Source organism: Micromonospora sp. NPDC005254, assembly GCF_042872525.1.
In the GTDB taxonomy this organism is placed as follows: domain Bacteria; phylum Actinomycetota; class Actinomycetes; order Mycobacteriales; family Micromonosporaceae; genus Micromonospora.
In genome coordinates, this window is the sequence record NZ_JBIAKM010000003.1 from 76,747 (window position 1) to 89,977 (window position 13,231).

Below are 13,231 nucleotides of genomic sequence, written 5' to 3' on the forward strand. Positions count from 1 at the left end.
TGTCGGCTCGCCGGATGCCGGCGTGGCGTCGCAGGCCGGGTCGGCCGATGTCGACGTGACCGGGCTGGTGGCAGACCGGGCAGCCCAGGTGGCTGCGCGGGCCGTCTGGCGTCCGCTGCTGACCGGCACCGACGCCGCCTGGGCGCGCTCGCTGGCACTGGCGCTGCCGCCCGCAGCCCGCGCCGCCGCTGCCCCCGTCCCGGTCGTCGTCCCCGCTGGGACTGCCACCGCGCCGGCCGTTGCCGCTACCGCTGCTGCGGTGCCGGCCGCCGAACTGGTGGCGGACGCGCTGGACGCGCTCACCGACGCCGCCGCCCGAGCGGCCCTCGTGACCACCACGCTGGCCCGAGGAGTACGCCCCGGCGGGCCCGCGCCGGCCTGGTTGGCCGCGCTCGCCGGCCCCCGCCGCGACTTCACCGTCGACCGGGCCGCACTGGACATCCTGCGCGCCGAACTCGACGACTGGCAGCGCGACGCGGCCGGCGGCGCGGTCCGGGCGAGCTTCCGCCTGGTGGAGCCGGCCCCGGACGAGGTCACCGAGCCGATCCTGGCCACCCGCCCGGTGCCGGGCGACGCGCCGCCCGCGTCTGTTCGCACGGGCGGCGGTGAGCTGGCCGAGGGTGGCCCGACAGGCGACGAGGACTCCCCGGCGGCGCGGTGGCGGCTGGAGTTCGGGTTGCAGGCGGCCGATGAGCCGGGTCTGCACATCGACGCCGGGGAGGTCTGGCGGGCGCACCCGCTCGACGGTCTCGCCGACCGTACGGCCAGCCCGCAGGAGACCCTGCTCGCGGAGCTGGGCCGGGCCAGCCGGCTCTGGCCCGACCTGGACGCCGCGCTGCGCACCGCCGCGCCCGAGGCGATGGAGTTGGACGTCGAGGGCGCCCACCGGTTCCTCAGCGAGGGCGCCCCGGTGCTGCACGCCGCCGGCTTCGGGGTGCTGCTGCCCTCCTGGTGGCGGCGTCCGTCGGCGCGGCTCGGCGCTCGGCTGCGCGCCCGCAGCCGGACCGCGCCCGGCACGGTGGCCAGCACCGAGGCCGGCGTCGGGTTGGACGCGCTCGTCGACTACCGCTGGGAGGTCGCGCTCGGCGACCAGCCGCTGTCGGCCGACGAACTGGCGGCGCTGGCCGAGCTGAAGACCCCGCTGGTACGGCTGCGCGGCCGATGGGTGGAGCTGGACCCAGGTCGGCTCGCGGCCGGTCTGCGTCTGCTGCGCTCGGCCGGCGAGCTGACCGTCGCCGACCTGTTGCGCCTCGGGCTCGCCGACGGCGACGACACCGAGGCGCTGCCGGTGCTGGAGGTGACCGCCGACGGGGCGCTGGGCGACCTGCTCGCCGGCGCGGTCGAGCGCCGGCTCACCCCGCTCGACCCGCCGCCGGGTTTCCAGGGGACGCTGCGGCCGTACCAGCGGCGGGGACTGGCCTGGCTGGCGTTCCTGCGGTCACTCGGCCTGGGCGGGGTGCTCGCCGACGACATGGGGCTGGGCAAGACCGTGCAGTTGCTGGCGCTTCTCGCCGGGGACCCGCCGGAGGCCGGACCGACCCTGCTGGTCTGTCCGATGTCGCTGGTCGGCAACTGGCAGCGGGAGGCGGCCCGGTTCACGCCGACGCTGCGGGTGCACGTACACCATGGGGCGGAGCGGGCGCGGGGGGCGGAGTTCACGACTGCCGCGCACGGCGCGGACCTGGTCCTCACCACCTACTCGGTGGCCGCGCGCGACGCCGTCGACCTGGCCGGCATCGACTGGCACCGGGTGGTGGTGGACGAGGCGCAGGCGATCAAGAACGCGTCGACCCGGCAGGCCGAGGCGGTCCGCGCGCTGCCGGCCCGGCAGCGGGTGGCGGTGACCGGTACGCCGGTGGAGAACCGGCTCGCCGATCTCTGGTCGATCATGCAGTTCGCCAATCCGGGGCTGCTCGGCCCGGCCGCGACGTTCCGCAAGCGGTTCGCCGAGCCGATCGAGCGCCACGGCGACGTCGAGGCCGCCGAGCGGCTGCGCCGGATCACCGGCCCGTTCGTGCTGCGCCGGCTCAAGACCGACTCGTCGATCATCTCCGACCTGCCGGAGAAGCTGGAGATGGAGGTGCTCTGCAACCTCACGGCCGAGCAGGCCGCCCTGTACCGGGTGGTGGTCGACGACATGCTGGCCCGGATCGAGACCAGCGACGGCATCGAGCGGCGCGGGCTGGTGCTGGCCACCATGACCCGGCTCAAGCAGGTCTGCAACCACCCCGCCCAGCTGCTGCGCGACGGCTCGGCGCTGGAGGGCCGCTCCGGAAAGCTGGCCCGGCTGACCGAGATCCTGGAGGAGGTGCTGGCGGCGGGGGAGCGGGCGCTGCTGTTCACCCAGTACGCGGAGTTCGGCGCGATGTTGCGCGGTCACCTGTCGGCGCGGTTCGGCCGCGAGGTGCTGTTCCTGCACGGTGGGCTCGGCAAGGCCGAGCGGGACGCCCTGGTGCAGCGCTTCCAGTCGGCCGACGGCCCGCCGCTGTTCGTCCTGTCCCTCAAGGCCGGTGGCACCGGGCTCACCCTGACCGCCGCCAACCACGTGGTGCACGTGGACCGGTGGTGGAACCCGGCGGTCGAGGACCAGGCCACCGACCGGGCGTTCCGGATCGGGCAGCGCCGGCGGGTGCAGGTCCGCAAGTTCGTCTGCGCCGGCACCGTGGAGGAGAAGGTCGCCGCGATGATCGCCGACAAGCGCGCCCTCGCCGAGCGGGTGGTGGGCACCGGCGAACAGTGGATCACCGAGCTGTCCACGGGTCAGCTGCGGGAGCTGTTCGCCCTGGAGGCCGGGGCGGTGGTGGAGTGATGAGCACGGACCGGTTCGCCGACTACGGCCGTCCCCGGCGGGTCGACGGTGGGCTTCGGGCGCGCAGCGCCCGAGGCGCGATCGGGCGGTCCTGGTGGTCCCGGCGCTTCCTGGAGGTGCTGGAGTCGTTCGCGCTCGGCACCCGGCTGACCCGTGGCCGGTCGTACGCGCGGGCCGGTCAGGTGCTCCGGCTCGACATCGCGCCGGGCCGGGTCACCGCCCAGGTGCAGGGTTCCCGGCCCCGCCCGTACGAGGTCTCCATCGCGCTGGCGACGTTCCCGGCCGCGCTCTGGACCCGGATTGAGGACGAGTTGGCCGGGCAGGCGTTCTTCAGCGCCCGCCTGCTCGCCGGGGACCTGCCCGACGAGCTGGAGGAGCTGTTCGTGGCGGCGGGCGCCCCGCTCTTCCCGGCCGCCGTGGACGAGCTGACCCAACGCTGCAACTGCCCCGACTTCGCGGTGCCGTGCAAGCACCTCGCGGCCACGTTCTATCTGCTCGCCGAGGCGTTCGACGCGGACCCGTTCGAGCTGCTGCACTGGCGTGGCCGCTCGCGCGCGGACCTGCTCGACCGGTTGCGCGCCCGTCGGGCCGAGGCCACCGGCACGGCGGTGTCGCCCGCGCCGGCTGCCGCCCCCGGGTCCACTTCGGACGACAGTTCGTCCGCGGTGGACGCGCTGCCGCCGGTCGGTGCGGCCCGGGCGCTCGCCGGGCTGGCGACCACCCCCCTCGCGGAGGCGGTGGACCGCTTCTGGGCGTCGCCGGTGCCGCTGCCCGACCGGCCACCCCGACTGGCGACCGGGCCGGATCTCCTGCTGCGCCAGCTCGGCCCGCCGGCGCCGGCCATCGGAGGGCCGGGCCTGCTGGAGCGGCTGCGTCGTGCGTACCGGGCGTTCGGCCCGGGGTGAGCCCTCACGTCCAGCGGCGGCGGAACCGCCACATGATCGCCGCGTTGGCCACCAGCACCACCGCGCAGATCGCGCCGGCCAGCCGGCCGGCGAACACGGCCATCGCCGGGAGCGACGCCCACAGCACGATGGTCAACAACATCAGGTAGCGGCCCCTGCGGGCTCGGACCCGGTGGTCCAGCCGGGCGAAGAAGGCCGGGTCACTCTCCCGGAGCTGACGGGTGATCTGGTCGAACCTGCGCTGATCCTCTTTGCTGAGCATGGCGCTGCCTTCCCCTCACGCGTTCAGCGGTTCGGCGGCATACCCGCTGCGGCGGCGGCTCACGCTCGCCCGCTCCTCCTTTTCCCAGCGTGAGGACACTTCACGTCCGGCTTAGCCGAGCCTTAAGTTTGCCTGTGGTGGTGAACGACGCGGAACGTGTCGCGTACGGCGGCCAGGTCCGATCCGTACCCGGCTGCCGCACGTCCGCCCTGCTGGGAAGGTCGGAGCCCGGCCCGCGTCCCCGGCCTGCCACGAACGCGGTGGTGAGGGCTGTCTTAAGTGCCCTCACCGGCGCGTTCGGCTCACCTTGAAGGCACCTGAGCGCTTGGTTACCTTGCCGTAGCAACCCCCTCAGGCAACAGTCGCCGCACCTGCCGCACCTGCTCGGTCGCAGCTTCCGGCGCTCATCAGAAATCGGGATTGGTACATGGCCGACCAGAATGTGCCACCACGTCGACCGCGGGACGACCGCGGCTGGGACGGACGCCAGCACCACACCTCGGACAGTTACGGCGACCCCACCGCGTCCGCGTCGTACGGATACGACTCGCCCCACCCCTACCAGGGCGGCTACCCGGCGCAGGGGGACCCGCGCGAGCAGTACGGCGACGGGTACGCGCACGCCGGACAACCCGCCCCCGCCCCGCGTGGGCCGCAGTGGGTCGGCCCGGAAGGTCTGGGTCGTCCGGCCCCGGCGCGTCCGGCCGGTGCTGCACTGCCCACCCTGGACGATGACGACGAGCCGGGCCGCAAGGTCGGCCGGCGCAAGGCCATTGTCGCGCTCGGTGGCACCGCCGCCGTCGTGGCCGGTGGCGCGGCGCTCGCCATGACGCCGCAGTTCCGCAGCCTCTTCGGTGACGAGGCGGCCGCGGGCGACGCGACGGGCAACACGGTGACCGACGGGACCGCGGCGCGTCCCAGCGGCCAGCAGCCCAGCACGGTGCGTACCTACACCGAGCAGAACGAGAGCTACATGGGCTCCCGGGCCGGCGAGGCGCTGAAGAAGAACGCGCCGACCGGTGGCCGGACCTTCTCCGGCCCGGCGGCGGCCGCCGCGGAGACCACGGTGACCGTCAAGACGGTGCTCGCCAAGGACCCGATCCTGCACCTGGCCCGGCGGGCCACCTTCGGCGCGACGCCCGCCGTGGTCGCCGACATCAAGCGCCAGGGCATCGACGCGTGGATCCGCGGGCAGCTCGACCCGGACAAGATCGAGCCGAGCAAGGCCGAGCTGAAGCTCGCCGAGCTGCCCACCCAGACGCTCTCGGTGGAGCAGCTGCGGACCCAGCGCGACAAGCTCAACGAGCAGGGCGCCCAGCCGGAGCGTGAGGTGGTCGACGCCACCCTGGCCCGCCAGATCTGGTCGAAGCGCCAGCTGTTCGAGGTCATGGTCGACTTCTGGAACGACTTCCTGCACGTCGCCGCCGACTTCGACGGCGGCGAGGTGTACCGCACGTCGTTCGACAAGGACGTGGTACGCAAGCACGCGCTGGGCAGCTACCCCGAGATGCTGGTCGCGGCGAACAAGCACCCCGCGCTGCTGATCTACCTGAACCAGAAGGACTCCCGCAAGGACGCCATCAACGAGAACCTCGCCCGGGAGAACCTGGAGCTGTACTCGGTCGGCGTCGACGGCGGCTACAAGGAGGGCGACGTCCGGCAGGCCGCCATGCTGCAGACCGGCCGTGGCGTCAACGACAAGGGCGAGTACGTCCTGAACGCCCGGAATCACTACCAGGGCAAGGTGAAGATTCTCGGCTTCACCCACGCGAACACGTTCGGCATCGAGGACAACAAGGAGCCGACGAAGCAGCAGATCGCCGCCGTGGACGCGGCGATCGACAAGTACATCACCTACATCGCGCTGCACCCCTCGACCGCGAAGTACGTGGCGCAGAGCCTCGCGACCCGGTTCGTCTCGGACACCCCGCCGAAGTCCCTCGTGGACCGGCTGGCCAAGTCGTACACCAGCAACAACGGCATGATCAAGCCGGTGCTGATGACGCTGTTCAGCTCGTCGGAGTTCTGGGCGGCGGTGGGTCAGAAGGTGCGCCGGCCGATGGAGTACCTGGTCGCCACGTACCGCACCCTGGGCGTCGCGCCGGAGGCGTCGGCGAAGAACGACAACGGCGACAACAAGCGCACCCCGTTCGCCCGGGGCCTGCGGCAGATCCAGGACAAGCTGCGTGAGCTGGGCCAGTACCCGATGGGTCAGCCCACCCCGGACGGCTACCCCGACGTCTACGTCGCGTGGACCTCGGCCGGCACGATGGTCAACGGCTGGAACGAGGCCGGCGAGATCGTGGCGGGCTACCGCACCGCCTTCACGTACACGGCGCCGGAGAAGCTGGTCGCCAAGCCGCCGGCCACCGCCGGGGCGTACGTGGACGCGCTCTCGATGCGACTGGTCAACCAGAAGCTGAGCACCCGGGAGAAGAACCTGATCCTCGGCGTGGCCGGCGTGCCGGCGACCGCCAAGGTCGATGCCACGTTCAACGGGGCCATCACCGCCGTCGCGCGGGCGATCCTCGCGTCCCCCCAGCACCACCTCCGGTGAGGCACCCGATGGAGAAGACTGTGTACAACTCTTTCCCCCTGCACCCCGAATGCCCCGACCTGCGGCGACTGGCCGACAACCCGGCCGAGGCGCTGCTGCGCGCGGAGGCCGACCTGGTCGCCGCCGAGAACGCGGCCGAGGCCGACCGCTACCGCACGCTGGAGGACCTGGAGGAGGCCCAGCAGGACGGGCGCGGCGTCACCCGGCGGACGTTCGTCGCCGGTGCGGCGGCCACCGCCACCGCCCTGGCCACCGCGCAGTTCGTCACCACCTCGGCGTCGTTCGCGGCGACCAAGACCGGCACGCTGATCCACGTCTTCCTCTACGGCGGCCTGGACGGGCTGAGCCTGGTCGCACCGGACAACGACCCGGTGCTCGCCAAGGCCCGGCCCGACCTGCTGCTCGGCAACGACTCGCTGGCCCTGAGCCGCGGCTTCAAGCTGACCAGCGCGTTCAAGCCGCTGGAGCAGTACCTCAAGGCCGGTCAGCTGGGCTTCATCCCGGCGGTCTCCGACGAGCGGCTGTCCCGCAGCCACTTCCAGGCCGCGGACGCCTGCAACCTGGGCGGCCTGCCCAACGAGACCGGCGGCCGGGGCTGGCTCGACGGCCTGGTCGACCACCTGGGCAAGGGCACCGCGTTCCGTAGCGTCGGCATCGGCAGCACGCTGCCCCGCTCGCTGGTCGGCAACAACGGCGCGCTCTCGCTCAACAGCGTCGGCTCGCTGCGGCTCAACGGCGACGACAAGTTCCGGGCCGCCACCGAGAAGGCCATCAAGGGGCTCTTCACCGGGATCAACCACCCGGTCGAGGAGGCCGTGCAGGAGGGCATGGGCGCGCTGGCCACGGCGCAGAAGCTCGCCGCCAAGCCGTACCAGCCCGCCGCGGGCGTCAAGTACGAGGGCGTCGGCAACGCGTTCCAGCAGCTCGCGCAGCTGATCAAGGGTGGTGCCAACGTCCGGGTCGCGACCGTCGGCATGGGCGGCTACGACACCCACGAGAACCAGGGCACCCGCGAGGGCGGCCAGCTGCACCGCCGGCTGAACGAGCTGGCCAGCGCGATGGCGGCGTTCTTCACCGACCTCGGCCCGCAGGCCGCCGACGTCACGATCATGGTGTCCAGCGAGTTCGGCCGCCGGGTCAGCTCGAACACCGGCGGCACCGACCACGGCCACGGCGGCGTGGTCACCGTCCTGTCCGGCAAGAAGCTGGCCGGATCGCTGCTCGGCACCTGGAACGGCCTGGACAAGCTGGACTCCGGTGACGTGCCGGAATACAACAACATGTTCAACGTGTACGGCTCCCTGGCGCAGGGCCGCTTCGGGCTCACCAACGCCGAGGTGCAGAAGGTGTTCCCCCGCATGAAGTACGCACCGATGAAGCTGTACGCGTGACGCATTCGCACACCCACGCCGCCGGCCGCCGCACCGGGACGACCTCGTCCTGGCACGGCGGCCGGTCGGCGGAACCCGTACCCCCGCAGATCCCGGCCCGGCGCGGACCCGGCGGCCGGCGGCTGCTGGCCGCGCTGCTCCTGGTCGGGCTGCTCGCCAGCGTGCTGCCCTGGTGGCTGGGCACCCCCGCCGGTTCGCTGCGGACCACCGCGGCCACCGTCACTGCGGCCGGCCGGATCACCGGCCTGATCGCCGGCTACCTGCTCCTGGTGCAGGTGCTCATGATGAGCCGGCTGCCGGTGCTGGAGCGGTGGATCGGCGGCGAGCAGCTCGGCCGCTGGCACCGCGACATCGGCGCGACGCTGCTGGTCGCCGTGCTGTCGCACCTGTCGCTGATCCTCGTCGGGTACGCCGACCTGCGAAACCACTCGGTCCTCGCCGAGGTGGGCACGCTGCTCGGCGGCTACGAGGACATGCTCTCGGCCTTCGTCGCCACCGGCATCATGCTGGTGGTCGGCTTCAGCAGCGTCCGGGCGATCCGCCGGGCGCTGCCCTACGAGGCGTGGCACCTGCTGCACCGGTCGAGCTATCTGGTGCTGCTGCTCGGCTACGGGCACCAGTTCACCCACGGCGCGCAGCTCTACAAGCCGGGCCCGGTGCGGACCGGTTGGATCGCCCTGTACCTGCTGGTGGTCGCCGCCCTGCTCTGGGGTCGGGTGATCGCGCCACTGGCGTTCAACCTGCGTTACCGGCTGCGGGTCGCCGACGTGGTCGCGGAGAGCCCGGACACCATCTCCATCTACCTCACCGGGGAGCGGCTGGGCCGCCTGGAGATGCTCGGCGGGCAGTACTTCCGCTGGCGCTTCCTCACCCCCGGCTGCTGGTGGCAGTCGCACCCGTTCTCCGTCTCGGCCGCCGCCAACGGCCGCTGGCTGCGACTCACCGTCAAGGTCGTCGGCCGGCACACCGCCGACCTGCGCGACCTGGACCCGGGAACCCGGGTCTGGGCCCACGGACCGTCGGGCACCTTCACCGCCGCGCACCGGGTGCGCGAGCGGGCGCTGCTGATCGCCGGTGGCAGCGGCATCACGCCCATCCGAGCCATGCTGGAGGAGCTGCCGCCCGGCGCGGCCCTGATCTACCGGGCCCGTACGCCGGCCGACGTGCTGCTCAGCCGGGAACTGGACTGGCTGGCCCAGGAACGCGACACCTCCATCTGGTACGTCATCGGCTCCCGCGACGACCCCGGCCCCCGCCAGCTCATGAGCCCGGACGGGCTGCGCCAACTGGTGCCCGACGTGGCCCGGCGCGACGTCTACCTCTGCGGGCCCTCCGGGCTGGTCGAGCAGTCGGTGCGCGCGCTGCGCCGTGCCGGCGTGCCCCGCCGGCAGATCCACCTGGCCACCTTCGAGCTGTAGGAAGGCATCGCATGCGTCGCGCGTTGTTCGCGATCACCGGTCTGGCCGCCAGCACCACCGCCCTGGTGGTGCTCAAGGGCTCGCCGGGCGCCACCCAGGTCGCCCAGAACCTGCCGACCGCGCAGCCGGTCAACCCCGCCGGGCCGGGCGTCGACCCGAGCGCCGACCCCGAGGCGCCCGGGACCGACCCGGCTGGCGCGGGCCCGAAGCCGTCGGTGACCGCCGGCGCCTCCACGTCGCCCAAGCCCAGCAAGACCACCGCCCGCCCGTCGGGCACGAAGACCACCGCGAAGGCGCCCTCGGCGCCGAAGACCACCACCAAGGCGCCCCAGTCGACCACCCGCCGGGTCACCGGCCCTCCGGTGGACACGGCCAATGGCTACGGGTACGTGCAGGTGCAGATCGTGGTCTCCGGCAGCAAGATCATCGAAGCCACCACCCTGGCGTTGCCGAGCGGCGGCGAGTCCGACATCCACAGCGGCGACGTGCGGGACACGTACAACGGCACCGGCGCTCCCAACACCCCCAGTGAGGTGGTGCGGAAACAGAGCGCCAACCTGAACACCGTCTCCGGCGCCACCGCCACCAGCAACGCCTACAAGAGCTCACTGCGGGCCGCGATCGAGCAGGCATTCTGACGTGCCGGCCGCGATGATCCGACCCGGGCTCTGCCGGGTCGAGCAGATCATGGGTACGACGATCACCCTGGACCTCGCCGACGACCTGCCACCGGGCCGCCTGCACGAACTGGCCGATGACGTCTTCGCCTGGATGCGTGAGGTCGACGGCCGCTTCAGCACGTACAAGGCCGACAGCGAGGTGTGCCGCTTCGACCGGGGCGAGGTGCTGCTCTCCGAGGCGTCGGCGGACCTGCGCTTCGTCCTGGAGGCGTGCGCCGACCTGTGGGGCGCCACCGACGGGTTCTTCGACGCGTACGCCACCGGCCGGCTCGACCCGTCCGGGTTCGTGAAGGGCTGGGCGGCGCAGGTCGCCTCCGACCGGCTGCTCGCCGCGGGCGCGGCGAACCACTGCGTCAACGCCGGCGGTGACGTGCGCGTCCGCGGCTTCTCGCCGGCGGGGGAGCCGTGGCGGGTCGGCATCCGGCACCCCTGGGACGCGATGGCGACGTGTCTGGTGCTCGCCGGCACCGACCTGGCCGTGGCCACCTCGGGGGTCTACGAGCGGGGTCGGCACGTGCTGGACCCCCGGCGGGGCGCGCCGGCCAGCGGGCTGCGCTCGGTGACCGTGGTCGGCAGCGACCTCGGCGTCGCCGACGCCTACGCCACCGCCGCCCTGGCCATGGGGGCGGCGGGGATCGGCTGGCTGGACCGTCTCGGCGACCACACGCACGCGGTCGTCACCGACGACGCCCGCCAGTTCCACTCCACCGCGCTTCCGCTGACGGTCTAGACGCGTGTCTTCTGGATCCGGGCGCGAGCCGGCGACGATCCGGAGAGACGGTCTAGCGCAGCGGGCGATGGGTGCCGGCGGGGCGGGTGCCGGTGGGGCGGGGCCGCCCGGGGCGCGAGCCGGCCGGGCGGGTGCCCGCCCAGCGGTGCCGCGGATAGCTGCGACGGGGCGGTTCGGTGCCGCCGGGATACGGCGACCTGTCGTCCGTGGACATCGTTCCCCCGTTCGTGGCGCGCGTTCGCGCTGTCACCTGCTCAACGAGCACCGGCCGTCCGGCGACGCTGTCGGTCACCGGATCGAATCGTCGGCCGGGGCCCGGGTCACCTGCCCCGGCGGGGCAGGGGCAGGTGACCCGGGAGCAGGTCGGGGGCGAGCGTCACGCCGCTGGCCCGCAGCGCCTCGATCAGGGTGTTCTGCACCAGGTAGGAGTCCGGAAGCCGCCAGCGGGCCTGCTCCGGGGCGACCGCCCAGCGGACGGTCCCCTCGGGCAGCCGGGTGGGTGGCGCCGGGATCCACGAGCCCGGCCCGTGCCGGACGACGTGGAAGCAGTGCTCCAACTCCGGTCGGAGCGGGTCGCCGGGGCGGACCAGGAACATCCACCGGCCGGTGGGGGTGACCAGCACGGGCCCGCGTACGCCGGTGCCGGCCGGGTGGACCTGCACGGCGTCGAGCACGTGCCGGCCGAGGTGGGCCGGCACCTCCAGCACGTCGAAGGTCCGGCCGGTGGGCAGCAGCACGCCGTGCGGGCGGGTGCGCCACCAGGTGGCCACCCGGGCCGGATCGGTGGTGGCGGCCAGCTCCCAGTTCTCCAGGGCGGGGTGGCAGCCCACCGTGGGGCAGCCGGCCCGACCGCACACGAACCGGCTGCGGGCGAGGCAGGCGCCGGGGGTCACCTCCCAGCCGTGTACGGCGTACCGGATGGCGACCCGGCGCAGCCGGACGCGTTCCAGCGGCGACAGTTCGGCGACGCGCGGTACGACGTTCCCCCACATGTGTGCCATCTCCCCTCGTCGGGCCCGGCGAACGCCAGGTCGCATGTCGAGCACCGTCACTGCCGTAACCCACGATCGTTGAGGTTGACGAACGGCTCGTGCAACTTGCACGAAAAGTACGAGGACTGGCTGTCCGGCTGACGTACAGGCTGTGCGACCAGCGAAAACTGCAAGACGAACGACGGATCGCCGCACCCGCGGACATCGCCGCCAACCGATGGGTGGCGGCGGCAGGGGAGGGATGGGGAGATGGACGAGCTACCCATTGGACGGCGAGTGGCCTACTGGCGGGGGCGACGCAAGATGTCGCAGCAGGTCTTCGCGGACCGTCTGGGCAAGTCCAAGAGCTGGGTGGACAAGGTCGAGCGGGGCGTCCGCCGGCTGGACAAGTTCTCCGTTCTCTACGAGATCGCCGACATCCTGCAGATGGACGTGCAACTGCTGCTGGGTCGTGACCCGGAGCGGCGTACCGACGCGCTGAACTGCATCGACCAGGTCGAGGTGCAGGAGATCCGGGCCGCCCTGGAGCGGTACGACTCGATGAGCGCCTACTTCGACGCCGTGCCGTACCCGCCTCCGCTGGACGACATGCGCAAGGCCGTCAACCACGCCTGGCTCACCTACCAGTACGGCCGCTACGGGATGCTCACCCGGGCGCTGCCCAAGCTGCTGCGCGACGCTCAGGCGGCCGACGCCGCCTACGGGGGAGCGCAGGCGCCGGAGGCGGCCCACCTGCTCGGGCAGGTCTACCAGATCGCCTCGTCGGTGCTGCGCAAGCTCGGCGAGTGCGAGCTGGCCTGGCTGGCCGCCGACCGGTCGATGGCGGTGGCCCAGCGGGCCGACGACCCGCTGCTGGCCGGCATCGCCACCACCCGGGTCTGCAACGCCCTGGTCGCCATGGGTCGGGCCCGGCCGGCGCTGGAGCTGAACGTCCAGATCGCCAACCGGCTGGCTCCCGGCGGCAGCAACGAGGTCTCCCCGGCCCGGTTGTCGGTCTACGGGATGCTGCTGTTGCAGGGGGCCATGGCCGCGTCCCGGATCGGCGACTCGGCCAGCGTCGACGACCTGATCAACTGCGCGCAGGAGGCCGCCACCCTGCTCGGCGGCGACCACAACCACTACTGGACCTCGTTCGGCCCGACGAACGTCGAGTTGCACCGGGCCGCCGCCGCCGTCGAGTTGGGTGACGGGGGCCGCGCGGTGGAGGTGCACCAGGTGCGCATCGTGGAGCCCGCGTTCAACGCGTTGCTGCCCGAGCGCCGCGCCCACCACCTGCTCGACATCGCCCGGGGGTACGCCCAGATCGGCGACGTGGCGAACGCCGGCGAGATGCTGCTGCTCGGCGATCGGCTCGCGCCGTCGGAGATCCGCTGCCGGCCGATCGCCCACGAGGTGATGTCGGACGTCCTTCGTCGCACACGTGGTGCGCCGCCTTCTCCGGTAGCGGAGTTGGCTGAGCACATGGGAGTAGGGGTATGAGCGCGGAG

9 protein-coding genes and 1 pseudogene are annotated in these 13,231 nt (G+C 72.9%); 8 read left to right on the plus strand and 2 right to left on the minus strand.

The annotated features are described in order from the left end of the window. Positions 1 to 271: 271 nt before the first annotated feature. Positions 272 to 2,809, plus strand: a pseudogene (locus ACFYPR_RS10060) (DEAD/DEAH box helicase); the annotation flags it as partial. Beyond that, a complete protein-coding gene (locus ACFYPR_RS10065; RefSeq protein WP_387259482.1) occupies positions 2,809 to 3,714 on the plus strand; it encodes an SWIM zinc finger family protein in 906 nt (301 codons plus the stop codon). The pseudogene ACFYPR_RS10060 and the gene ACFYPR_RS10065, both read left to right, overlap by 1 nt. A 4-nt stretch (positions 3,715 to 3,718) precedes the next feature. Here ACFYPR_RS10065 and ACFYPR_RS10070 read toward each other — a convergent pair whose 3' ends face one another. After that, positions 3,719 to 3,976: a DUF3040 domain-containing protein gene (locus ACFYPR_RS10070; protein WP_234586377.1), complete on the minus strand. Its 258-nt coding sequence runs from the start codon at positions 3,974 to 3,976 to the stop codon at positions 3,719 to 3,721. A gap of 427 nt (positions 3,977 to 4,403) precedes the next feature. On the opposite strand from ACFYPR_RS10070, the gene ACFYPR_RS10075 reads away from it, so the two are divergent. From ACFYPR_RS10075 to ACFYPR_RS10095, 5 genes are read left to right on the plus strand one after another with little or no spacing between them, the layout of a single operon-like run. Beyond that, the gene (locus ACFYPR_RS10075; RefSeq protein WP_387259484.1) at positions 4,404 to 6,533 is read left to right on the plus strand and encodes a DUF1800 domain-containing protein; all 2,130 of its coding nucleotides are present in this window, start codon (positions 4,404 to 4,406) and stop codon (positions 6,531 to 6,533) included. A gap of 8 nt (positions 6,534 to 6,541) precedes the next feature. Further along, entirely contained in the window at positions 6,542 to 7,924 is a 1,383-nt protein-coding gene (locus ACFYPR_RS10080) for a DUF1501 domain-containing protein (protein ID WP_355064268.1), read from the plus strand. After that, positions 7,921 to 9,342: a ferric reductase-like transmembrane domain-containing protein gene (locus tag ACFYPR_RS10085; protein ID WP_387180250.1), complete on the plus strand. Its 1,422-nt coding sequence runs from the start codon at positions 7,921 to 7,923 to the stop codon at positions 9,340 to 9,342. The genes ACFYPR_RS10080 and ACFYPR_RS10085 overlap by 4 nt, the downstream gene beginning before the upstream one ends. Positions 9,343 to 9,353: 11 nt before the next feature. Next, positions 9,354 to 9,980 (plus strand): FMN-binding protein, encoded by a 627-nt coding sequence (locus tag ACFYPR_RS10090; RefSeq protein WP_355135067.1) that lies wholly within the window; start codon positions 9,354 to 9,356, stop codon positions 9,978 to 9,980. 49 nt (positions 9,981 to 10,029) lie between these two features. Further along, complete coding sequence (locus tag ACFYPR_RS10095) at positions 10,030 to 10,752, plus strand: FAD:protein FMN transferase (RefSeq protein ID WP_387259982.1); 723 nt, start codon at positions 10,030 to 10,032, stop codon at positions 10,750 to 10,752. Positions 10,753 to 11,072: 320 nt separating this feature from the next. Here the strand turns inward: ACFYPR_RS10095 and ACFYPR_RS10100 are convergent, their stop codons facing one another. Further along, positions 11,073 to 11,744: a bifunctional DNA primase/polymerase gene (locus ACFYPR_RS10100; RefSeq protein ID WP_354856687.1), complete on the minus strand. Its 672-nt coding sequence runs from the start codon at positions 11,742 to 11,744 to the stop codon at positions 11,073 to 11,075. A gap of 249 nt (positions 11,745 to 11,993) precedes the next feature. Here ACFYPR_RS10100 and ACFYPR_RS10105 point away from each other — a divergent pair, with 249 nt between their 5' ends. Next, on the plus strand, positions 11,994 to 13,223 hold the full coding sequence (locus ACFYPR_RS10105; protein WP_355064271.1) for a helix-turn-helix domain-containing protein: 1,230 nt from the start codon (positions 11,994 to 11,996) through the stop codon (positions 13,221 to 13,223). Positions 13,224 to 13,231: the final 8 nt, after the last annotated feature.

Excerpts from the sequence above, each read along its gene's own strand:
- ACFYPR_RS10100 (WP_354856687.1), bottom strand. The coding sequence starts at position 11,744 with ATGTGGGGGAACGTCGTACCGCGCGTCGCCGAACTGTCGCCGCTGGAA.
- ACFYPR_RS10080 (WP_355064268.1), top strand. The coding sequence starts at position 6,542 with ATGGAGAAGACTGTGTACAACTCTTTCCCCCTGCACCCCGAATGCCCC.
- ACFYPR_RS10075 (WP_387259484.1), top strand. The coding sequence starts at position 4,404 with ATGGCCGACCAGAATGTGCCACCACGTCGACCGCGGGACGACCGCGGC.
- ACFYPR_RS10090 (WP_355135067.1), top strand. The coding sequence starts at position 9,354 with ATGCGTCGCGCGTTGTTCGCGATCACCGGTCTGGCCGCCAGCACCACC.
- ACFYPR_RS10095 (WP_387259982.1), top strand. The coding sequence starts at position 10,030 with ATGGGTACGACGATCACCCTGGACCTCGCCGACGACCTGCCACCGGGC.
- ACFYPR_RS10065 (WP_387259482.1), top strand. The coding sequence starts at position 2,809 with ATGAGCACGGACCGGTTCGCCGACTACGGCCGTCCCCGGCGGGTCGAC.
- ACFYPR_RS10105 (WP_355064271.1), top strand. The coding sequence starts at position 11,994 with ATGGACGAGCTACCCATTGGACGGCGAGTGGCCTACTGGCGGGGGCGA.
- ACFYPR_RS10070 (WP_234586377.1), bottom strand. The coding sequence starts at position 3,976 with ATGCTCAGCAAAGAGGATCAGCGCAGGTTCGACCAGATCACCCGTCAG.